This window comes from Roseovarius conchicola (genome assembly GCF_041403425.1).
Classification (GTDB): Bacteria; Pseudomonadota; Alphaproteobacteria; order Rhodobacterales; family Rhodobacteraceae; genus Roseovarius; species Roseovarius conchicola.
On the sequence record NZ_JBGEHK010000002.1, the window covers coordinates 218,880 to 240,856 of the forward strand.

The 21,977-nt window shown below is 56.9% G+C and carries 22 protein-coding genes; 10 read left to right on the forward strand and 12 right to left on the reverse strand.

Going from position 1 to position 21,977, the window contains the following annotated elements; genetic code table 11:
• The first annotated feature begins 78 nt into the window (after nt 1-78).
• Nucleotides 79-2,685 carry a DNA mismatch repair protein MutS gene (gene mutS, locus V6N02_RS06955; RefSeq protein WP_371225271.1) on the forward strand — a complete coding sequence of 869 codons (2,607 nt, stop codon included), beginning with the start codon at nt 79-81 and terminating at the stop codon, nt 2,683-2,685.
• Nucleotides 2,682-4,643 carry a CocE/NonD family hydrolase gene (locus tag V6N02_RS06960; protein ID WP_371224799.1) on the forward strand — a complete coding sequence of 654 codons (1,962 nt, stop codon included), beginning with the start codon at nt 2,682-2,684 and terminating at the stop codon, nt 4,641-4,643. Before mutS ends, V6N02_RS06960 begins: the two co-directional genes overlap by 4 nt.
• A gap of 3 nt (nt 4,644-4,646) precedes the next feature.
• On the opposite strand, the gene V6N02_RS06965 is transcribed toward V6N02_RS06960, so the two are convergent.
• Genes V6N02_RS06965 through hrcA form a run of 3 tightly spaced genes read right to left on the reverse strand, consistent with a single transcriptional unit; the run spans nt 4,647 to nt 7,385 of the window.
• The gene (locus V6N02_RS06965) at nt 4,647-5,702 is read right to left on the reverse strand and encodes a TPM domain-containing protein (protein ID WP_371224800.1); all 1,056 of its coding nucleotides are present in this window, start codon (nt 5,700-5,702) and stop codon (nt 4,647-4,649) included.
• A 48-nt stretch (nt 5,703-5,750) separates the two neighbouring features.
• The gene (locus tag V6N02_RS06970; RefSeq protein WP_371224801.1) at nt 5,751-6,311 is read right to left on the reverse strand and encodes a nucleotide exchange factor GrpE; all 561 of its coding nucleotides are present in this window, start codon (nt 6,309-6,311) and stop codon (nt 5,751-5,753) included.
• Nucleotides 6,312-6,320: 9 nt separating this feature from the next.
• Nucleotides 6,321-7,385 carry a heat-inducible transcriptional repressor HrcA gene (hrcA, locus tag V6N02_RS06975; RefSeq protein WP_371224802.1) on the reverse strand — a complete coding sequence of 355 codons (1,065 nt, stop codon included), beginning with the start codon at nt 7,383-7,385 and terminating at the stop codon, nt 6,321-6,323.
• 118 nt (nt 7,386-7,503) lie between these two features.
• On the opposite strand from hrcA, the gene rph reads away from it, so the two are divergent.
• Genes rph through V6N02_RS06995 form a run of 4 tightly spaced genes read left to right on the forward strand, consistent with a single transcriptional unit; the run spans nt 7,504 to nt 10,327 of the window.
• Nucleotides 7,504-8,220, forward strand: coding sequence for a ribonuclease PH (gene rph, locus V6N02_RS06980; protein ID WP_371224803.1), 717 nt, complete (start codon nt 7,504-7,506; stop codon nt 8,218-8,220).
• A complete protein-coding gene (rdgB, locus tag V6N02_RS06985) occupies nt 8,213-8,821 on the forward strand; it encodes an RdgB/HAM1 family non-canonical purine NTP pyrophosphatase (RefSeq protein WP_371224804.1) in 609 nt (202 codons plus the stop codon). The genes rph and rdgB overlap by 8 nt, the downstream gene beginning before the upstream one ends.
• Nucleotides 8,814-9,974: a radical SAM family heme chaperone HemW gene (hemW, locus tag V6N02_RS06990; RefSeq protein WP_371224805.1), complete on the forward strand. Its 1,161-nt coding sequence runs from the start codon at nt 8,814-8,816 to the stop codon at nt 9,972-9,974. The genes rdgB and hemW overlap by 8 nt, the downstream gene beginning before the upstream one ends.
• Nucleotides 9,974-10,327, forward strand: coding sequence for a YbaN family protein (locus V6N02_RS06995; RefSeq protein ID WP_371224806.1), 354 nt, complete (start codon nt 9,974-9,976; stop codon nt 10,325-10,327). Before hemW ends, V6N02_RS06995 begins: the two co-directional genes overlap by 1 nt.
• Here V6N02_RS06995 and V6N02_RS07000 read toward each other — a convergent pair.
• The 7 genes from V6N02_RS07000 to hemJ all read right to left on the reverse strand — a co-directional run bounded on the left by V6N02_RS07000 (nt 10,317) and on the right by hemJ (nt 17,675).
• Nucleotides 10,317-11,222, reverse strand: a complete 906-nt coding sequence (locus V6N02_RS07000; RefSeq protein ID WP_371224807.1) for a ParB/RepB/Spo0J family partition protein — start codon at nt 11,220-11,222, stop codon at nt 10,317-10,319. The two genes, V6N02_RS06995 and V6N02_RS07000, sit on opposite strands and share 11 nt — an antisense overlap.
• 18 nt (nt 11,223-11,240) lie before the next feature.
• The gene (locus V6N02_RS07005) at nt 11,241-12,050 is read right to left on the reverse strand and encodes a ParA family protein (protein WP_371224808.1); all 810 of its coding nucleotides are present in this window, start codon (nt 12,048-12,050) and stop codon (nt 11,241-11,243) included.
• Nucleotides 12,043-12,654: a 16S rRNA (guanine(527)-N(7))-methyltransferase RsmG gene (gene rsmG, locus V6N02_RS07010; RefSeq protein ID WP_371224809.1), complete on the reverse strand. Its 612-nt coding sequence runs from the start codon at nt 12,652-12,654 to the stop codon at nt 12,043-12,045. The genes V6N02_RS07005 and rsmG overlap by 8 nt, the downstream gene beginning before the upstream one ends.
• The gene (gene mnmG / locus V6N02_RS07015) at nt 12,651-14,513 is read right to left on the reverse strand and encodes a tRNA uridine-5-carboxymethylaminomethyl(34) synthesis enzyme MnmG (protein ID WP_371224810.1); all 1,863 of its coding nucleotides are present in this window, start codon (nt 14,511-14,513) and stop codon (nt 12,651-12,653) included. The genes rsmG and mnmG overlap by 4 nt, the downstream gene beginning before the upstream one ends.
• 12 nt (nt 14,514-14,525) lie before the next feature.
• The gene (gene mnmE, locus V6N02_RS07020) at nt 14,526-15,812 is read right to left on the reverse strand and encodes a tRNA uridine-5-carboxymethylaminomethyl(34) synthesis GTPase MnmE (protein WP_371224811.1); all 1,287 of its coding nucleotides are present in this window, start codon (nt 15,810-15,812) and stop codon (nt 14,526-14,528) included.
• A 21-nt stretch (nt 15,813-15,833) separates the two neighbouring features.
• Entirely contained in the window at nt 15,834-17,105 is a 1,272-nt protein-coding gene (rho, locus tag V6N02_RS07025; protein WP_371224812.1) for a transcription termination factor Rho, read from the reverse strand.
• Between the two features lie 120 nt (nt 17,106-17,225).
• On the reverse strand, nt 17,226-17,675 hold the full coding sequence (hemJ, locus tag V6N02_RS07030; protein ID WP_371224814.1) for a protoporphyrinogen oxidase HemJ: 450 nt from the start codon (nt 17,673-17,675) through the stop codon (nt 17,226-17,228).
• Between the two features lie 414 nt (nt 17,676-18,089).
• Between hemJ and V6N02_RS07035 the strand changes: the two genes are divergently transcribed.
• From V6N02_RS07035 to dnaQ, 4 genes are read left to right on the forward strand one after another with little or no spacing between them, the layout of a single operon-like run.
• Nucleotides 18,090-18,689: a Maf family protein gene (locus V6N02_RS07035; protein ID WP_371224815.1), complete on the forward strand. Its 600-nt coding sequence runs from the start codon at nt 18,090-18,092 to the stop codon at nt 18,687-18,689.
• Entirely contained in the window at nt 18,686-19,519 is an 834-nt protein-coding gene (locus tag V6N02_RS07040) for a shikimate dehydrogenase (protein WP_371224816.1), read from the forward strand. The genes V6N02_RS07035 and V6N02_RS07040 overlap by 4 nt, the downstream gene beginning before the upstream one ends.
• Nucleotides 19,516-20,100 carry a dephospho-CoA kinase gene (gene coaE, locus V6N02_RS07045; RefSeq protein ID WP_371224817.1) on the forward strand — a complete coding sequence of 195 codons (585 nt, stop codon included), beginning with the start codon at nt 19,516-19,518 and terminating at the stop codon, nt 20,098-20,100. Before V6N02_RS07040 ends, coaE begins: the two co-directional genes overlap by 4 nt.
• Nucleotide 20,101: 1 nt before the next feature.
• Nucleotides 20,102-20,797 (forward strand): DNA polymerase III subunit epsilon, encoded by a 696-nt coding sequence (gene dnaQ / locus V6N02_RS07050; RefSeq protein ID WP_371224818.1) that lies wholly within the window; start codon nt 20,102-20,104, stop codon nt 20,795-20,797.
• Here dnaQ and secB read toward each other — a convergent pair.
• Nucleotides 20,794-21,324 (reverse strand): protein-export chaperone SecB, encoded by a 531-nt coding sequence (gene secB / locus V6N02_RS07055; protein ID WP_371224819.1) that lies wholly within the window; start codon nt 21,322-21,324, stop codon nt 20,794-20,796. The genes dnaQ and secB overlap by 4 nt on opposite strands.
• A gap of 63 nt (nt 21,325-21,387) precedes the next feature.
• Nucleotides 21,388-21,873 carry an FxsA family protein gene (locus tag V6N02_RS07060; RefSeq protein ID WP_371224820.1) on the reverse strand — a complete coding sequence of 162 codons (486 nt, stop codon included), beginning with the start codon at nt 21,871-21,873 and terminating at the stop codon, nt 21,388-21,390.
• Nucleotides 21,874-21,977 lie beyond the last annotated feature (104 nt).

Here is a 21,977-nt window from a genome sequence, read left to right on the forward strand (position 1 = left end):
AGGCGGTCCAGCGTTTGTAAGGTTTGCATCATTGCATAGGGGGCGCATGTGACATCTGCCAAATCTGCCGTAACGCCAATGATGGCACAGTATCTGGAGCTTAAGGCAGGCTATCCCGATGCTTTGCTGTTCTACCGGATGGGCGATTTTTACGAGCTGTTTTTTGACGATGCCGTTGCCGCGGCCGAGGCGCTGGATATTGCGCTCACGAAACGCGGCAAACATCTGGGCGAAGACATCGCCATGTGCGGCGTGCCGGTTCATTCTGCCGAGGGGTATCTTCTGACGCTGATCCGCAAAGGGTTTCGCGTCGCCGTGTGCGAACAGATGGAAAACCCGGCCGAGGCGAAAAAGCGCGGATCGAAATCGGTGGTCAAACGCGATGTGGTGCGGTTGGTGACCCCGGGCACTTTGACAGAGGAAAGCCTGCTGGACGCGCGGCGGCACAATTACCTGGCGGCGTTTGCCGAAGTGCGCGGCGAGGGGGCACTGGCATGGTCTGACATTTCCACCGGCGCGTTCCACGTAACACCCCTGGCGCGTGTCCGGTTGGGGCCGGAACTGGCGCGGCTGATGCCGAGCGAGGTGGTGGTTGCCGATGGTTTTGATGCAGATTTGGGCGAAATAGTTTCTGAATCCAGTGCTGCCTTAACCCCGTTGGGGCGCGCGGCTTTTGACAGCACCGGCAGCGAAGAACGCCTTTGCGCCCTGTTTGGGATCGACACGCTGGATGCCTATGGACAGTTCGACCGCGCCGAAGTGGCGGCGATGGGCGCTATTGTCGAGTATCTGGAGATCACGCAGAAGGGCAAATTGCCACTGCTTCGCCCACCCCAGCGCGAAGCGCAGGCAGGCGTCATGCAAATCGACGCTGCAACCCGGCGCAATCTGGAGCTGACCCATGCACTCAGTGGCGGGCGCGCAGGATCGCTTTTGTCGGCGATTGACCGAACGGTCACAGCGGGTGGCGGGCGCTTGCTTGAGCGGCGATTGTCCAGCCCATCCCGTAACCTGGGCGTTGTACAAAACCGTCTCGATGCAGTCGGGTTTGCTGCGGACCAGAACAAGATTTCCGCCGATTTGCGCGAGGCCTTGCGCAAGGTTCCCGACCTTGACCGCGCCCTGTCACGGTTGGCGCTTGACCGGGGTGGGCCACGCGACCTCGCCGCGATCCGCAATGGGCTGGAACAGGCTGAGCATATCGCAGGCGGCCTGGCGGGGGCGGACCTGCCGCAAGTTCTGGATGACGCCGCATCCGGATTGCGGGGGCATGAGCAACTTCTGACCCTTCTGGACGAGGCGTTGATTGCCGAACCGCCGCTGCTGGCTCGCGATGGCGGGTTCATCGCCCCGGGCTATGACGCCGAATTGGACGAAACCCGCCAACTGCGCGATGAAGGGCGCGGCGTGATTGCAGGCATGCAAAGCGAATATGCCGAACAGACCGGCATCCAAAGCCTCAAGATCAAACATAACAATGTGCTTGGCTATTTTGTCGAAGTGACCAGCACCCATGCCGACAAGATGTTGTCCGCCCCCCTGAACGAAACCTTCAAACACCGCCAGACCACGGCCAATCAGGTGCGGTTTACCACGCTGCCGCTGAGCGAGATGGAAACCAAGATCCTGAACGCCGGGGGCAGGGCGATCGAGATCGAAAAACGGCTCTATTCAACGCTGAAAGCCGCGATCTTGGGTCAATCTGCCGAGATCGCGCAGGCCGCACGCGGGCTTGCGGAACTTGACCTCAGCACCGCGCTGGCCGATCTGGCGAGGGGCGAAAACTGGTGCCGTCCCAAGGTCGATAACAGTCGTGCGTTGCAGATCGAGGGCGGCCGGCATCCTGTCGTGGAACAAGCGTTGCGACGGACGGGCGAGCCTTTCATTGCCAATGATTGCGATCTTGGCGGCGAGAGCGATATCTGGCTGCTGACCGGGCCGAACATGGCCGGCAAATCGACCTTTCTGCGCCAGAACGCGTTGATCGCTCTGCTGGCACAGATGGGCAGTTTCGTTCCCGCAACCTCGGCGCATATCGGAATGGTCAGCCAGTTGTTCAGCCGGGTTGGCGCCAGTGATGATCTGGCACGGGGACGGTCCACGTTCATGGTCGAAATGGTGGAAACTGCCGCGATCCTCAATCAGGCAGAGGATCACGCTCTGGTCATTCTGGATGAAATCGGGCGCGGGACCGCCACCTATGACGGGCTGAGCATTGCCTGGGCGACGCTGGAACATCTGCACGAGGTCAACGGCTGTCGGGCACTGTTTGCCACGCATTATCACGAGATGACCAATCTCAGCGACAAGCTGGACAGGGTCGACAACGCCACTGTGGCCGTGAAAGAGCATGAAGGTGACGTGATCTTCCTGCATGAAGTGCGGCGTGGTGCGGCGGACCGAAGCTATGGCGTGCAGGTTGCCAAGCTGGCCGGGTTGCCCAGCGCCGTGGTCGAACGGGCGCGGGTTGTCCTGGATGCTTTGGAAAAGGGCGAACGGGAGGGCGGGCGCGCACGGGAGGCTTTGATTGACGATCTGCCTCTGTTTGCAGCGACTCCCCCACCGATGTCTGCGCCAACACAAGAGTCAGAGGTGGAGGCGCGCCTGCAAAGCGTTCTGCCGGATGAGTTGACCCCGAAAGAGGCGCTCAGCCTGATTTACGATCTCAAGGCCATGCTGAAATGATCATTGATCGCGATTTCGGCATCCCACTGCCCGATGGCACGCGTTTATCGGCCAAGCTGTGGATGCCGAACAGTGCAAAAACAGACCCTGTTCCGGCCATAATCGAGTATTTGCCCTATCGCAAAACCGATGGCACCGCCGCGCGGGACGATACGATGCATCCCTGGTTTGCCGCACAGGGCTATGCCTGTTTGCGGGTGGATCGGCGCGGATGCGGCGACAGCGAGGGGCTTTATGATGACGAGTATTCCGAGCAGGAGTTGCAGGACGGCGTCGATCTGATCCATTGGGTCGCGGACCAGCCCTGGTGTACCGGACGCATTGGGATGCAGGGTATTTCTTGGGGCGGGTTCAACAGTGTTCAGATTGCAGCGCGGGCGCCTGAGCCGTTGAAGGCCGTGATCAGCATTGGCACCACTGCCGACCGGTATCATGACGATATTCATTACAAGGGCGGCATCCAGCTGGGCGAAAACATTGGCTGGGCGGCGACGGCAAGTTCATGGTTTTCCACACCCCCTGATCCTGAACTAATGGGCGGCAATGCGTGGCGCGATACCTGGTTAAAGCGGTTGGAAAATACGCCTTTCGTCGCGGAACGCTGGACCCGGCATTCCGATCGGGATGAGTATTGGAAACACGGGTCGATTTGCGAAAGCTATGACACGATCAAGGCGGCTGTTCTGGTGATGGGCGGGCTGCATGATGGGTATCGCAACGCGATGGCGGCCATGGTCGAGGGGATTGATGCGCCGGTGCAGGGAATCCTTGGTCCTTGGGGGCATAAATATCCGCATATCAGCCATATCGCGCCTGCGATTGATTATCTGAATATCGCGCTGCGCTGGTGGGATCGTTGGCTGAAACAAATCGACAATGGGGCCGAAAATGATCCCGCGTACCGCGCCTATGTGATGGACAGTATCCGGCCTGACCCCGCCCTTAAAGAACGCCCCGGTCGATGGATCGCCGAACCGACATGGCCATCGCCCGATATCAGCCTTGAAACACTGCCGCTTGGGCATGGGGTTTTGGGTAAGGAAGAGGCATTTTCAGCCGAGATAGAGACTGATATGGCCTGTGGGCGTGCGGCAGGTGAATTCTTTCCCTTTGGCTTTGGGCCCGGCGAATTGCCAGATGATCAGACCCATGATGACGCCTTGTCGGCCTGTTTTGAAACGGATGTTTTGGCCGAAGAGCAGATCATTCTGGGCGCGCCGACTGTCACACTGCAGCTTTCGGCGGACAAGCCACGGGCACAAATCGCGGTGCGATTATGTGATATTCGCCCTGACGGCACATCGAACCTGATCACCTTGGGGCTTCTCAATCTGCGACACCGGGACGGGTTTGAGGCCAAACGCGATCTGGTGCCGGGTGAGATGATCGACGTGTCTCTGAAACTGGATCAGACGGCCTATCGCCTTCCGAAAGGGCATCGATTGCGGCTGGCCATTTCAGGGAGCTACTGGCCATTTTGCTGGCCCGAGGGCGAGCCATTTAAGCTTACGTTGACGGGCGGCGCCTTGAGCCTGCCCATCCGACAAGGCAATTCAGGCGGATGGCAATTTGATCCACCGATCAAAATCGCCCGGCGCGCCTATCGCGACCTGAAACAGGGCCACGAAGAAAAGTCATGGCACGAGGATTCTGATACGGGCCAGATCACCCTTGAGATTGTGGGCGAGCATCCGCGGCTGGAAGATGAAGAAACCAAAATCATCACCGAAAGTGCGATTCATGAGCGGTGGGACATCACGCGGGGTGACCCCACCTCGGCCAAGGTTGACATGGTCTGGACCCGTCATTTTGGACGTGGAGATTGGGAAGTACGCACCAAGGTAACCGCCCGCATGACCGGCACGCGCGACGATTTTATCATCGATCAGCGGTTGGAAGCCTGGGAAGGGGAGACGCCGGTGTTTGAAAAAAGCTGGCGCGCGAAAGTACCGCGCTAGATGTTACCAGCTGCCTGACGCGCCGCCGCCCGACGAAGACCCGCCGCCAAAAGACGAACCGCCGCCCGAGGACGAGCTACTGGATGATTTCGACACTTTCGGGATCACCTTTTCGACGGCATAGGTGGCGTGGCAATTGTGGCAGTTGTAATCAATACGCCTGCGGCCGGTGCTGCTGGTGGTTGCGTGCTGCAATGTGGTCGATTCACCTTCCAGGGCGCGATAGCTACACTCGCGGCAGGCACCATATTTGGATGACCACGCTTCGTAGGCCTCGACCTTTCGGTGCGCACATTCCGGACACTCCCAGACATCGTAATCGACGGATTCGAGCTGTTCTTCGCGCACTTGCCCGGGCTTTAGATACTGATCATCCCAGTGTTCGGCGAGCAATTGCATCTTGGTCCCATCATTTGGACAGATGCGCGGGCGATACCGTTTGCGACGCCGGTAAAACCAATAGCCAAAACCGGCAAACACGCCCCCAATCGGAACCAGAAAAAACCCCAAGGCATCAATCACACGACCGGTTGTGCCCCTGGCCTTTTGCATGAACGTATCTTCGCCGGGCCACGCCCCCGTCAGATCGTGGATTACAGCGGCAACACCTTTCTCGATGCCCACGCCGTAATCATCCTGCTTGAAATACGGGATGATGGTTTTGTCGATGATCCGCTTCATTGGTGCGTCTTTAGCGGCACCATATCCTGAACCCACTTCGATCCGCATTTCACGGTCATATCGCGAAACCAGCATCATCACGCCGTCATTGCGCGCCGAATTCCCGATACCCCAGTAATTGAACAGACCCGTGGCGAAGGGCTCGATCGCGCCGACATGCCCGTAGTCGGACATCAAGCCGATCGTGACGACCGTGAATTCGATGCCGGTTTCATTGCGCAGGTCTTTGAGCTGATCACGGATCGAGCGCTCCTGTCCGATGGTCAGGAGGTTGCCAAAATCGTTTACATAGACTTCGTCATAATCAGGATAGATCTGGGCAGTGAGGGGCAGGGCGGGAAGAAGCAGGGCAAAAAGAAGAACCAGAATGCGAGTCATGAAAGTGAGCCTTGATGTAAAAAGGGGCCAAAACTGGCCCCTCCTGACTTATCCCGGATTTGACGACACGCCCACCTGCGCCGGGCGAAGAATGCGATCATGCAGCATAAAGCCTTCGGCCGATACCTGAATGATATCTCCGGCCTTGGTGTCAGGCAGAGGCGCCTCGAACATTGCTTCGTGATGCTGCGGATCAAACCGGTCGCCAACTTCGGGCGAAATGACGGTGATTCCATGCTTGGCAAACACATTGCGCAGCTCGCGCATGGTCAACTCGATCCCCTCGATCAGCGCCTTGGAAATCTCGCGCTGCTCATCGGTCGCGGCCTCAAGCGCACGCTTCATATTGTCATAGACCGGCAACATGTCACGGGCCAGTTTCGACCCGCCGTAATTCTCGGCCTCGCGGCGGTCCTTGTCCGACCGCTTGCGCGCGTTTTCGGCATCGGCCAATGCGCGCATGAATTTATCCTGAAAAGCGTCACGTTCGGCACGTAACGCATCAATCTCGGCCTGCTCATCCGTGATCTCGGCCATCTCGGCTTCAAATTCTTCTTCTTCTGCCTGGTCAATATCGTCCAGAAACTCGTCTTCTTTGCGCTCTGCCATCTTTACCCTCTAGCTTCGGTCGGCGATCATTTTGCCCACCAACTGCGCCGTGTAATCCACGATCGGCACAATCCGTCCGTAATTCAGGCGGGTCGGGCCAATAACGCCCACCGCACCAATGATCTTTCGATCAGCGTTCATATATGGAGAGACCACCAAAGAGGAACCCGAAAGTGAGAAAAGTTTGTTCTCAGAGCCAATAAAAATGCGTACGCCTTCGCCTTCGTCGGTGAGTTCGAGAAATTCGGCGATGTCCCGCTTGCGTTCCAGCTCGTCAAACAGGCTTTTGATGCGGTCCAGCTCTTCTTCTTCGGCCTCGGATGTCAGCAGATTCGACCGGCCCCGCACGATCAGACGTTCGTAGTTTTCATCGCCTTTGTCCCAGACGGCCAGACCGCTTTCGGCCAGCTGATGCGCCAGTTGATCAATTTCCTGCCGACGAGCGTTGATCTGACTGGCGATATCGGTTTGCAAATCGCTGAGGGTTTTGCCTTCGATCAGCGCATTGAGGAAATTCGCCGCTTCGCGCATCGAGCTGGGGGTTTGCCCCGGCGGTGGGGTGAAAATGCGATTCTCGACATGGCCATCGGCAAAGACCAACACGACAAGCGCACGGTCATGGCCCAGCCCGACAAACTCAATATGTTTGATCGGAGCCTCATGTTTGGGGGCCAGAACCAGCGATGCGCCTTGCGTCACGCCGGATAGGGCCGAGCCAATCCGATCCAGCGCGCCGCTTACGTCATCCGAATTACTGCCCAAAGTGGCATCAATCATCCGCTGGTCGGTACCTTCCAGATCGCCCACTTCAAGCAAGCCATCAACAAACATGCGCAGACCTTGCTGTGTTGGCACGCGGCCCGCGCTGATATGCGGGCTATCGAGCAGGCCCAGATATTCCAGATCCTGCATCACGTTGCGGATCGTCGCGGCGCTGACTTTTTCGCTCATGTCCCGGGTCAGAGTGCGCGAGCCCACGGGATCACCCGTTGCCAGATAAGATTCGACCACGCGGCGAAACACCTCGCGCGAGCGATCATTCATCTCGTCCAGAATTTTGCTTGCGTCGTTCATTGGCCGGGGTGTCCTGTCTGGGATGTCATTAAAACCGGGTGTTCTGAAAGGTCAATCGGGGTTGCGAAAGGGCGGGTGCCCTTCTATCCCCGTGAGCAAAGCATGAAAGGACACGAAGATGCGCCCCTCTGGTAGAGATTTAAGCGAAATGCGCCCCGTTTCAATTGAGACAGGCGTGACAAAACACGCCGAAGGGTCTTGCATGATTCGGATGGGCGACACCCATGTGCTGTGCACTGCGACGATTGAAGATCGCGTACCACCTTTTATCAAAGGATCGGGCCTTGGTTGGGTGACGGCGGAATACGGCATGCTGCCCCGGTCCACCACGTCGCGGATGCGTCGCGAAGCGACCGCCGGCAAACAGGGCGGGCGTACCGTTGAAATCCAACGCCTGATCGGGCGGTCCCTGCGCGCGGGCATAGATCGCGTGGCTTTGGGCGAACGTCAGATCACAGTTGATTGCGATGTCATTCAGGCCGATGGCGGAACGCGCTGTGCATCGATCACCGGGGGTTGGGTCGCCCTGCGCCTTGCGGTGAACAAGCTTATGAAGGCTGGCGATGTGACCAGCGATCCGATGGTCGATCCCGTTGCCGCGATTTCCTGCGGGATCTATGCGGGGCAGGTGGTGCTTGATCTGGATTACCCAGAGGATAGCGAGGCCGGGACAGACGGGAATTTCATTATGACCGCGTCGGGCCAGTTGATCGAAGTGCAGATGAGCGCCGAAGGATCGACCTTTTCCCGCGATCAGATGAACCAGCTGATGGACATGGCCGAGAAGGGTGTTGGCGAATTGGCGGCGATGCAGCTGGCAGCGGCCAATGCGTAAGTTCACGGGCGATACACTTCTGGTGGCCACGCATAACGCGGGGAAACTGGAAGAAATCGCCCATCTGCTTGAGCCGTTTGGTGTTTCGGTCGTGGGAGCCGCCGAGAAGAATCTCGCCGAACCGGATGAGACCGAAGACAATTTCGTCGGCAATGCCCGGATCAAGGCACATGCCGCCGCCAAGGCCACGGGATTGCCCGCCTTGTCGGATGATTCCGGAATTGAAATCGACGCGCTTGATGGTGCTCCGGGCGTTTACACTGCCGATTGGGCCGAAACCGGTCAGGGCCGGGATTTCAGGATGGCAATGACGCGGGCCCATGATGAGATCATAGCCAGCGGCACGCCCCAGCCCTGGACTGCGCGATTTTGTTGCACTCTGGTTCTGGCCTGGCCCGACGGCCATGACGAGGTGTTCCCCGGCAAGATCGAGGGACAGATCACCTGGCCGATGCGCGGAGATCAGGGCCATGGCTATGACCCGATTTTTGTCCCGGATGGGTATGACATGACTTTTGCCGAGATGGATCGTTGGGAGAAGAACAAGATAAGCCACCGCGCCGATGCTTTCGCAAAATTCGTGAAGGGGTGTTTTGGCTGAGGATTGGCAAGCAAGGGGGTTTGGCCTCTATATCCATTGGCCGTTTTGCGAGGCCAAATGCCCCTATTGCGACTTCAACAGTCATGTCGCACGCGAGATTGACCATTCCCGCTGGGCCAAGGGCTATCTGACTGAAATAGAACGCTATGCTGAAAGGTTGCCGGGCCGTGTGCTGAATTCCGTGTTTTTCGGAGGCGGCACACCCAGCCTGATGGACCCAGACACAGTCGCCTCGGTTCTGGATGCGATCAAATCGGCCTGGCCAACGGCAAACGATCTTGAAGTCACGCTTGAAGCCAATCCCGGTTCGGTAGAGGCGGGGCGATTTCAGGCTTTTGCTCAGGCCGGGGTCAGCCGTATTTCAATGGGTGTGCAGGCGTTGAATGATCGTGACCTGCACCGCCTCGGACGCATTCACTCGGTTGCCGAGGCAAAGGCGGCGTTTGACATTGCACGGCGGCATTTTGAACGGGTCAATTTTGATCTGATCTATGCACGGCAGGATCAAACCGTGGCGCAGTGGCGCGTCGAGCTGAAAGAAGCGCTGGACATGGCGATTGATCATTTGTCGCTTTACCAACTGACGATCGAACCCGGCACCGCTTTTGGGGATCGCTATGCCCGAGGCAAGCTAAAAGGCTTGCCTTTGGAAGACAGTGCGGCGGACATGTTCGAGGCGACCCAGGAGATTTGCACCGCCGCCGGACTGCCCGCCTATGAGGTATCAAACCATGCCCGACCCGGTGCGGAATCCCGGCACAACATGATCTATTGGCGATATGGGGACTATATCGGGATCGGCCCGGGCGCGCATGGCCGGATCACACGAGATGGGCAACGCATCGCCACCGAAGCGTGGTCAATGCCGCAACGTTGGCTTGAGGGGGTTGAAACGGGTAGAAGCGAAAAGCCTTCTTTGCCTCTGACCCGGCCCGAGCAGGCCAGCGAGTTTCTGATCATGGGGCTGCGACTGCGCGATGGGATTGATCTGAAACGATTTGAGACACTCGCGGGAAAACCAATACCCTTCGAAAAGGTCACGCATCTGCAAGACATTGGAATGATCGAAGTGAATGACACGATTTTGCGAGCAACAGATCACGGACGTATGGTGTTGAACTCGGTCATTGATGCATTGATGCCGGACACGTGATGCGCACGGTCTGGCTTTTTCTCGGCATGACCTGTCTGGGCCTCGGGGTCATTGGGGTGTTTCTGCCTCTGCTCCCGACGGTACCCTTCATGCTTCTGGCCGCATTCTGCTTTGCCCGCTCATCCGAGCGTTTGCACAATTGGCTTTTGTCGCATCCGCGGTTTGGCCCGTCGATCGTCGACTGGCAGGAACGCCGCGCGATCCATCCAAAGGCAAAGCGTCTGGCGACGCTCTCGATTGCGCTGGTCTTCGGAATATCGCTAATCGCTGCGTTTCCCTTGAAAATTATTATAATTCAAGGTGTTACGCTTGGCGCGGTGCTGATCTTTATCTGGACACGGCCTAACTACTAGAGCTGAGCATCCGGCAAATCGTGTCCAGTTGATCCAGGTTTTCATAGCGGATGGTCATCGCGCCACCTTCCTGACCCGGCTTGTGATCAATCGCCACTTTCATACCCAAATTGGCCGACAGATCGCCCTCAAGCGCCTTGGTGTCCGCGTCTTTCTCGGGGGCGCTTTTCTTTGCAGGGGTCTTGCCATCGGCAAAGATGTTGGCCATCGCAGACTTCGCCAGCTTTTCAGTGTCCCGCACCGACAGGTCTTTCTTGATCACCATTCTGGCCAGGGCGACAGGATCTTCTGCCGTGATCAGAGCACGGGCATGGCCTGCCGACAGTTTCCCATCGCGCAGATAGTCACGCACTTCTTTGGGCAAGCCCAGCAACCGCACAGAATTGGCGATGTGGCTGCGGCTTTTGCCCAGCACCTCGGCCAGCTTCTCCTGCGTATGGCCAAACTTTTCCATCAACTGGCTATAGCCTGCCGCCTCTTCCACCGGGTTCAGATCGGCACGCTGGATGTTTTCGATGATCGCGATTTCCAGAACCTCGGTATCGTCGAATTCGCGCACCAGGACCGGAATTTCATGCAGTTTGGCCATCTGGGCCGCACGCCAGCGGCGTTCACCCGCAACAATCTCGTAGGCTTCCTTTTTGCCCGGCCGCGCCCGGACAATCAGCGGCTGGATAATTCCCTTCTCTCGAATTGACGCCGACAGGTCGTTCAGGGCGTCTTTATCAAAGGTTCGGCGCGGCTGATCCGGATTGGGCGAAATCTTTTCAATGGGAACCATCAAGTCAGGACGGCGCGGGGTGGTATCATTTTCGGCGCTTGGCTCTGACACATCCGCCATTAAGGCAGACAAACCACGGCCCAAACCCCGTTGTTTTGATTTCTTCTCGGCCATGTCCTGTCCTTTCCCTGATTATGCCGCGACGCGCGTCTGATTTTCCATCAGTTCAATCGCAAGATCGCGATAGGCTTGCGCCCCTTTCGAGGTGGAATCGTAACTGATTACGGGCATTGCAAAAGATGGCGCTTCGCTCACCCGTACATTACGCGGAATGCGGGTTTGGAACACCAATTCTCCCAGGTTGTCGCGTGCATCCTGTTCAACCAGCGTTGATAGATTGTTCCGCCCATCAAACATGGTCAGCACGATCCCCTCAATCCGCAAATCGGGATTGGCCGTCTGGCGCACTTCGCGAATGGTCAACATAAGTTGTGACAGACCTTCGAGCGCAAAAAATTCGCTTTGCAACGGTACCAGAACGGAATGGGCGGCCACCATGGCATTGACCGTCAACAGATTTAACGACGGCGGGCAATCGATCAGGATGAAATCCAGCGCGTAGTCGTCCATCGCCGGCTGACGCAACGCATCATGCAGCAGGAAGCTTCTTTTTTCGTTTGAAATCAATTCCATATCGGCAGAACTCAGGTCGACCGTGGCCGGGATAATCGACAGATTCCTGTTCGATGTTGGTTGAATAACGCGGCTGAGTTCGATTTCTTCCAGTATCAGCTCATAGGTGGTGTATTCCCGGCTGTCCGCTTCGATTCCAAGGCCCGTCGATGCGTTCCCCTGCGGATCAAGATCAACGATCAGAACTTTTGCGCCCGCTTCGGCCAGGGCTGCACCCAGATTGATTGTTGTTGTCGTTTTTCCAACACCGCCCTTCTGGTTGGCAACAGCGATGATCTTGGGGCCTCGCGGGCGGGTGGGATCAGACACGGGACACTCCTGTAACGCTCAAGACAACGGGACCGGTTTCAGTCTGACTCTTAGCAATCCGGTGGCTGAAATTCCACAGGGATTGCGCCGCCTGAAGCTCTTTTTCCCAAGCTGCACCTTTTAGAAGCAGCGCGGTTCCAGATGGAGACAAATGGCGCTGTGACAGATCAAGCAGCGTGGACAGATCGGCGAGCGCACGCGCTGATACGACATCCGCATTCAAAGGCTCGGCCACTTCTATTCGCTCGCTGATCACACGAGCAGGGGCGCCGGTTTCGCGAATAACCGTCCTCAAGAAAGCCGACTTGCGCGCATCGCTTTCGACAAGCGTTACACGAAGCGGGCTTGCCTTCTGATCTGCCATAATCGCAATCACAAGCCCTGGAAAACCGCCGCCCGATCCAAGATCGGCCCAATGCGCTACGGGATGCGGCGCCAGGTCAAATATCTGCGCAGAATCAAGGATATGGCGCGCCCAGAGGTCGGGAAGCGTGGATTTCGCCACAAGGTTAATACGTGGATTCCACTTGGTCAGCAGATCGGCATAAATACGAAGCCGGGACATTGTTTCACGTGAAACATTCAGGCCGTCCGGAACCGTCACGCTGACTTTTCCCGTTGCTCGTGCTTGATCCGGGCCAGCAAGAGAGTTAGCGCTGCGGGCGTCATCCCATCAATGCGCGCTGCCTGCGCCAGATTTGCAGGTTGAACGGTCGACAGCTTGGATTTCAGCTCGTTGGAAAGCCCTTCAATCGCTCCATAGTCGAAATGCGGTGGGATTTCCTTGTCCTCATCCCGGCGCATGGATTCGACATCCCGTTTCTGCCGATCAATGTAATTCGCATAAAGCGCATCTTTCTCAAGCTGCGCGCGGGTTTCCTGGTCAAGGTCCGATAAGGTTTCATCCAACTGAATCAAGGTATCAAAGGTGATGTCCGGGAATGAGAGTAGCTGAAATGCCGTCCTGCGCGCGCCATCCTGGTTCACGGCCAGGCCGATATCTTTCAGTTGCCGCGGCGTGTAGCTGTCTGCATTCAAGCGCTCAAGGCCGGCAGCAAGACGATCCATCTTATCATCAAAAACCGCCTTACGCCGCGAGCCAACGCAGCCCAACTGTACGCCAAGCGCCGTAAGCCGTTGATCCGCGTTATCTGCCCGTAAGGAAAGCCGAAATTCGGCGCGCGATGTGAACATCCGATAGGGTTCGGACACGCCGCGCGTCGTGAGGTCGTCAATCATGACGCCAATATAGCTTTCTGAGCGGCCAAAGGTTACAGGGTCTCTGCCTTTCACAGCCAGCGCTGCGTTCAACCCGGCAACCAGCCCTTGCGCTGCAGCTTCTTCATAGCCAGTCGTGCCATTGATCTGCCCCGCCAGATACAACCCCGGCACCGACCGAACCTGCAATGTGGCGTCCAAAGACCGCGGATCGACATAATCATATTCGATCGCATAACCCGGCTGCATGATCTCGGCCCGCTCCAGACCTTCGATAGACCGCACGTAATCCACCTGCACCTCTTCCGGCAGCGAGGTGGAGATGCCATTCGGATAAATCAGATCATCAGACAGGCTTTCGGGCTCCAGAAAGATCTGGTGCGAGGTTTTGTCGGCAAAACGCACGATTTTATCTTCAATCGACGGGCAATAGCGAGGGCCTATCCCATCGATATGCCCCCCATACATCGCCGAACGATCCAGATTTTCGCGAATGATATCATGGGTTTTCGCATTCGTATGGGTGATACCGCAAGATATCTGGCGCGCAGAGGGGCCATGCGACAGGAATGAAAACATCACCGGATCATCATCACCCGGCTGATCCTGTAAGGCGTCCCAATTGATGGTCTTGCCATTCAGCCGGGGCGGGGTGCCCGTTTTCAAACGCCCAAGGGATAAATCAAAGCTGTCGATACGTTCAGCCAACTTGACCGAAGGCTTGTCGCCCATACGACCGCCGGGGCGCGACACATCCCCGATATGGATAACGCCGCGCAAAAAAGTGCCCGTGGTCAGGATGACCGCAGCGGCGCTCACCTCGGAGCCGTCCTGCAGAACAATGCCAGTAACCCGTTCTCCCTGCATAACGAAGTCACACGCCTCGCCTTCCAAGATGGTCAGGTTTGGCTGTGCCTCGGTCATGGACAGCATGGTTTCGCGATAAATCTTGCGATCTGCCTGTGCTCGCGGGCCTTGTACAGCAGGGCCCTTGCGGCGGTTAAGCAGCCGGAATTGGATGCCGGCGGCATCCGCGACACAGCCCATCACACCATCCAGCGCATCAATCTCTCGCACCAAGTGGCCTTTGCCCAAGCCGCCAATCGCCGGGTTGCACGACATCACCCCGATACCATCGCGCGACAAGGTCACAAGCGCGGTCTGCACCCCCATCCGGGCCGCAGCATGGGCGGCCTCGGTACCGGCATGTCCTCCGCCGATGACAATGACGTCAAAATGTTTCACGTGAAACACTCCTCATTTGCCAAGGCAGAAGCTGGCAAAAATCTCATCCAGAATATTCTCGATATCGATGCGGCCTACCAGAGAATCAAGGGCGCGAATAGCGGTTCTAAGCTCTTCCGCTGCAATATCGGCGTGGCTTTCCCCGTGAGGGATTAAATTCTCAGCAGAGTTCAAGGCGCAAACCGCGCGTTCCATCGCGAGCTTGTGGCGCAGGCGCGTTGCAATACCAACGTCAGTTGAGCGATTCCGCAGCGTTTCGGTTATCTGCTCGATCAGCTCGGAAACGCCTGCGCCCGTCACCCCCGAGATACCTCCGGTGGGATCATCCAACAGATCGGCTTTCGCCAGTAAAACAATGTCTTCCTCTTCGATAAGCCCATCTGGCTGATCACCATCAGCCAACAAAAACACGCGCAGATCCGCTGTGGCTGCCCGTTGCCTGGCGCGGTCAATCCCGATGTTTTCAACCACATCATCGGTTTCGCGCAGACCTGCCGTATCAAGAAGCGTCACGGGCAAGCCGGACAGGTCCATCCTTACTTCGATCACATCCCGGGTGGTGCCGGCATACTCGGACGTAATCGCCGCCTCGCGCCCGGCCAGTGCATTCAACAGTGTGGATTTACCGACATTGGGCGCCCCGATAATGGCCACTTCAAATCCAGCGCGAATACGTTCAGCCGTTTTCACGCCCTCTATCTCGCGCTGCAGGCTGGTTTGCGTGATCCTGATGAGCTCAGAAACCTCCGGCGACACATCAACGGGCACTTCTTCATCGGCAAAATCAATTGTCGCCTCAAGCAAGGCTGCAGCCCTGATCAAAGACTTGCGCCAGAGCTCGGCCTGCTTCCCAAGGTCACCAGAAAAGACACGCAATGCCTGACGGCGTTGCGCTTCGGTTTCGGCTTCGATCAGATCGGCAAGGCCTTCGACCTGGGCAATGTCGAGACGGCCATTCTCCAAGGCGCGTCGCGTGAATTCACCGGGTTCAGCCGGACGCAGGCCAGGGATACCCGAAAGCTCTGTCAAAATGGCAGAAACCACCGCTGGGCTTCCATGGCATTGAATTTCAACGGTTTTTTCCCCGGTAAAGCTGTGATCATCCGAAAACACCAAAATCAGGGATTCATCAAGCCTCGTCCCATCAGCCCCGCGTAAAAGGCGCAGGGATGCCAGCCGAGGCGTCGGGATCTCAGGGTTCAACCGAGCCAGAGCGTCCCAGGACTCAGCGCCGGAAATACGGATGACTGCCACTCCGGATTTGCCGGGAGCGGTGGAGAGCGCAAAGATTGTATCCATCGGGGCCACCCCCGTCACAGATCAGGTGTTCATCGAGTCGAAGAAATCCGAATTCGTCTTGGTTTGCTTCAACTTGGAAATCAGGAACTCGATCGCATCCGTGGTGCCCATCGGATTGAGGATGCGGCGCAGGACAAAGGTTTTCTGAAGATCGATCTTATCGACCAGAAGATCTTCTTTCCGCGTGCCGGACTTGAGAATGTCCATCGCCGGGAAGACGCGTTTGTCGGCGACTTTGCGATCCAGAACGATTTCCGAGTTACCCGTACCTTTGAATTCTTCGAAGATCACTTCGTCCATCCGCGACCCGGTTTCGATCAGCGCGGTGGCAATAATGGTGAGCGATCCGCCTTCCTCGATATTCCGCGCCGCGCCAAAGAACCGCTTGGGGCGTTGCAGGGCGTTGGCATCCACACCACCTGTCAGAACCTTGCCCGAAGATGGAACAACTGTGTTAAACGCCCTACCAAGCCTTGTGATCGAATCGAGAAGAATAACAACATCTCGTTTATGTTCGACCAAACGCTTGGCTTTCTCGATCACCATTTCCGACACCGCGACGTGCCGCGTGGCCGGTTCATCAAAGGTCGAGCTGACCACTTCGCCCTTTACCGAGCGCTGCATGTCCGTCACCTCTTCGGGGCGTTCATCGATCAGCAGCACGATCAGGTAACATTCAGGATGGTTCGCCTCGATACTGGCGGCGATGTTTTGCAGCAGAACGGTTTTACCCGTCCGCGGCGGGGCCACGATCAACGACCGCTGGCCTTTCCCGATCGGGGCCACCAGGTCGATGATTCGGGCGGACCGGTCCTTGATGGTCGGATCCTCGATTTCCATCGTCATCCGTTCATCGGGGTAAAGCGGCGTCAGGTTGTCAAACGCGATCTTGTGCTTGGCTTTCTCAGGCTCTTCGAAATTGATCTGCGAGACACCGGTCAGAGCAAAATAGCGCTCCGTCTCAAGCGGCTGTTTGATTTCCCCCACGATGGAATCCCCCGTCCTCAACGAATAGCGGCGGATCGTTTCAGGCGAAACATAGATGTCATCGGGGCCCGGCAGATAGTTGGCTTCGGGCGAGCGCAGGAAGCCAAAGCCATCTTGCAGCACTTCCAGCACGCCATCCCCGTAAACAACCCAGCCATCCTCGGCGCGTTCTTTCAGGATCGAGAACATCATCTCGCCCTTGCGCATGGTCGAGGCGTTTTCGATCTCAAGCTCTTCGGCCATGGACAGAAGATCGGCGGCGGATTGCGCCTTGAGGTCAGACAGGTTCAGACGGTCTTGGGACATGGTGATACCTTTTCACGGGCCGGTCTACGGCACAGTGATATATAGCAATGGGGAAACAAGCCTCCCGGACGGGAAGTTCGAAAACATGTAAGCGCTTACTTAAGTCGAGTCAATGAACGCCTAGAAACGCAGTACGACGGCGAACACGATCAACAGCATCATGATGGTCGGAACTTCGTTCATCAGCCTGTAGGTCCGCCCCGAGCGCGTGTTGGTGCCTCTCATGAACTCTTTGCGCCGCAATCCCAGCCAGTGATGATGCCATGTCATCACCGAGACGCCGACAATCTTGACGTACGGCCAGATCGCCGTCCAATCGACAATCCCCGGAGTAAAGACCAGCATGAGGCCAAAAACCCATGTCGCGACCATCGCCGGGTTCATGATCAGGCGAAGCAGTTTACGTTCCATTTCCTGAAACACCACATCCCGGCTGTCACCCGGCTCGGATTGCTCAGCGTGATAGACAAAGAGACGGGGAAGGTAGAACATACCCGCCATCCACGAGATCACCGAGACGATATGCAACGCCTTGGTCCAGGGATAGAGAGACGCGAGAAAGTCGGCCATTCATTCACACTCTTTGTTTTCTTCTCTCTATAAATAAAAAGAAAGATTAAAAAGGATGATGTTTAAGTAGGGACAGGCCTTTCTGTGGATTACTTGGAAGTCCACAGATTTGCCAACAGAAACAAGGGCTGTGCACAGGCCTGTTGAGAACCGTCTTACAAAATCAAGAAGACATGAAAATAGTAATTAATTCAATTATTTAATCAAGATATCATCGAGTTGAACTGGGGATGAAACTGACAGTATTGTCGAGCGGGTTTGACCATACACATTATTGGTTTATTCAAATCCCCAAGGGACAATCTATCGCATGCTTGATCCAGATGACGCGGTTCCGGGGAAAAGCCAGCTTGGGATGGATTTCTTGCCAAACTGTTCTTAAACACTTGTTAATTTTTACACTCGGTTATCCACATGCGCCCATCTGTTATCCTAGCGTCCAGTTCTGAGATCCGGAAAACATTGCTGACCTCGGCACGTGTCGAATATGATGCCATTCCGGCCCGTGTCGATGAGGATATGGCAAGGGACTCTTTGCTGGCGGATGGCGCGTCACCCCGCGATATTGCCGATGCGCTGGCCGAACTGAAAGCCCTCAAGATCAGCGAAAAAAACCCCCAAGCGATTGTCATCGGGTGTGACCAGGTGCTCGATTTCGAGGGTCGGATCATCAGCAAATGCCCCACCAAACAGGATTTGCACGCCCTGCTGTTTGAAATGCGCGGCAAGCGGCATGATCTGTTGTCTGCTGTTGTTATCTGCGAAGCGGGCCAACCCGTCTGGCGGCATTGTGGCAAGGTACGGATGACAATGCGTACAATCACAGATAGCTATCTGGATGATTACATCGAGCGGAACTGGGACAACATCCGCGACTCGGTTGGTGGATACAAGCTGGAGGAAGAAGGTGTGCGTCTGTTCGCGAATATCAGTGGCGACTACTTCACTGTTCTTGGCCTGCCCTTGGTCGAACTTCTGTTCTATCTCGGGCTACGTGGAGTGATTGACCAATGAGTGACGCAAAAATACCGCTGGCTGGTGTGATTGGATCACCCGTGGCTCATTCCAAGTCGCCGCAACTGCATACTCATTGGCTAAAAACGCATGGTCTGCCGGGGCATTACATCCCGATGGATGTGGCCCCCGATGATCTGGCTGACGTCATCCCCATGCTGCCCAAGATGGGGTTCGTCGGCGCCAACATCACCGTCCCGCATAAGGAAAAGGTGATGGAGCTGGCCGATCTGGTGACAGACCGCGCGATCCTGATCGGGGCGGCGAACACGCTGATCTTCCGCAAGGATGGCAAGATTCATGCTGACAACACGGATGGATACGGGTTCGTTCAAAACCTCAAGCAAAGTGCGCCGGGCTGGAACCCAAAGGCCGGGCCTGCCGCTGTGCTGGGTGCCGGTGGTGCGGCGCGTGCCGTCGTTGCGTCGCTTCTGGATGTCGGTGTGCCCGAGATTTTGATTTCCAATCGCACCCGTGTCCGCGCCGAGGCGCTGCAATCTGAATTTGGCAAACGCCTGCGCGTGTATGACTGGGTACAGGCTGGCAATATGCTTGAAGAGGCCGCAACCGTTGTGAACACCACATCGCTGGGCATGATGGGCAAGCCGCCTTTGCGTGTTCCGCTTGATGGTTTGCGAAAAGGCGCGTTGGTGACAGACATTGTCTATGCGCCTCTCAAAACCCGCTTGCTGATCGAGGCCGATCAAATGGGCTGTGTCACGGTTGATGGGTTGGGCATGTTGTTGCATCAGGCGGTTCCGGCGTTTGAACGCTGGTTCGGCGTGCGCCCGCAGGTCGACAGTGCCACGCGGGCTGCGGCACTCAGATGACCTATCGACTGGGTCTGACCGGCTCAATCGGGATGGGCAAATCCACCACTGCGCAGATGTTTGTCGATGAAGGATGTGCGCTTTGGGATGCCGACGCGGCTGTTCACCGGCTTTATGCAAAAGGGGGTGCAGCTGTTGTGCCAATGGCTGCGGCTTTTCCCGAGGCGGTGATAGATGGTGAAGTGTCGCGCGATCGCCTAAAACAAATCATAACGAACGATCCTACGGCACTTTCGCAGATCGAAGCGATTGTGCATCCGCTGGTCACGACGGATCGTGCGAGATTTCTGGAAAACTGTCCCGCTGACATTACCGTTCTCGATATCCCCCTGCTTTTTGAAACCGGGGCCGATGCGCAGATGGATGCGGTTGTGGTGGTCAGCACCGATGCTGACACACAAAAGGAGCGACTGATGCAGCGTGGTCAGATGACGCCCGCGCAGGTTCAGGCGATCCTGGAGAAACAGATGCCGGATGCCGAAAAACGTGCGCGGGCCGATTACGTGATCCTCACTGACACGCTTGAGCATGCCCGCGAACAGGTGCAAGCTCTGGTCAAGCAGATCAGGGCAGGGCTGTAACATGCGTGAAATCGTACTTGATACCGAGACCACGGGATTTGAACCCGAGCAGGGTGACCGGATTGTCGAGATTGGCGCGGTCGAGCTTTACAATCACATGCCCACGGGCCGCACCTATCATCAATATATCAACCCCGAGCGCGCGATGCCCAACGAGGCGTTCGAGGTGCATGGTTTGGGCGACGATTTTCTGCGCGACAAACCGGTTTTTGCCGAGATCGCACAGGCGTTCGTGGATTTCGTGCAGGATGCCAAGCTGGTCATCCATAATGCCAGCTTTGACATGAAATTCATCAATGCCGAGCTGGGTTGGGTGAAGATGCCTGCCATCCCGTTTGAACAGGCAATTGATACGCTGGCCATCGCGCGCAAGAGATTTCCCGGCTCGCCCGCCTCGCTGGATGCGCTGTGTCGGCGCTTTAACATCGATAATTCGGCGCGGACGCTGCACGGCGCTTTGCTCGATTCCGAAATCCTGGCCGAGGTTTACCTGGAACTGATCGGCGGGCGACAACCTGACTTTGCGTTGTCTTCCTCGGGGTCGAATGCCGCAAGCGATGCCGGAGGTGCGGGCGACTGGCGCCCGGTGCCCCGGCCAAACGCATTGCCGCCCCGTATCAGTGAAGACGAGGCGGCCGCGCATCGTGCCTTTGTGGAAACACTCGGCGATGATGCGCTGTGGAATAAGCTGTCTTAGGCCTGCGGGGTAGCAGGTTCTTCTGACGCTGCCGCCTGGCGACGGGCAATCTCGGTACGGTAAAGCTGTACGAAATCGATGTTTTCCAGGTTCAGCGGCGGGAAGCCGCCATCGCGGGTGACATCGCTGACGATACGCCGGATGAAGGGGAACATCATCCGCGGGCATTCAATCATCAGGAACGGGTGCAGCTGATCTTCGGGCACACCTTCAACGTGGAACACGCCGACATAATCCATCTCAAGCACGAACAGGGCGTCTTCTGTGCCCTTGTTCTTGGAATTGATGTTCATCTTGGCGGACACTTCATATTGATGATCGCCGCCGCGCTTTTTCGGCTCAAGCTTGACGCCGATGGTAACGTCAGGCTGCACTTCGCCGCCTGTGCCGCGCTGGGCCAGAACGTTTTCAAATGACAGATCCCGCACGAACTGGGTCAGAATGTTCATTTTGACCGAAGGCGTCCGCTGTTCAGGTTGTGCGCCGTTGGGTGCTGCGTCTGCGGCGCCGTTTTCGTTCTCAGCCATGAGGAAGTTCTCCGAAGGTAAGGATGTCTGTTGGCGCTCCCTTAGCAGGAAGGCCGGGGGGCCTCAATGCTTGGTCCAGCCCGAGGGCCTGTGAGAAGGAGATTTCGGGGAGTCGACCTCGGTATATTCGGCGTCAATCACGCTGTCATCACCGGGCGTGTGGCGTGGGTGTTGCGGATGCCCCCCCATATCGAAGCGCTGCACCGTGATCCGTTTGCGCAGGTATCCAAACACCGCGCTGCGCACCGGGGGCATCAGAAGCGCGAAACCAACCGCATCGGTGAAAAACCCCGGTGTCAGCAAAAGCGCGCCGGAGACAAGAATCATTGCGCCATGGGCCAGCGGTTCGGATGGATCTTCCAGCCGCGAAAACGAGGCGCGCAGGTTGTTCATCGCCATGGCACCTTGGGTTCTCACCAGAAAAGTCCCGAGAATGGCGGTCAGCACGACAATTCCCAATGTCGGCCATAGCCCGATCAGCCCGCCGACCTGAATGAAGAGGGCGATTTCGATCAATGGCACGGCCAGAAAGGCCAGAAACAGCCACATGGGCATTCCTCCTTGGTTTTCCCGGTCCAGTGGTGGACTTGACAGGGACACTCACCTACATAAGTCCCAACAACACATGTTACCATGCCCAGCCTGAGATGAGG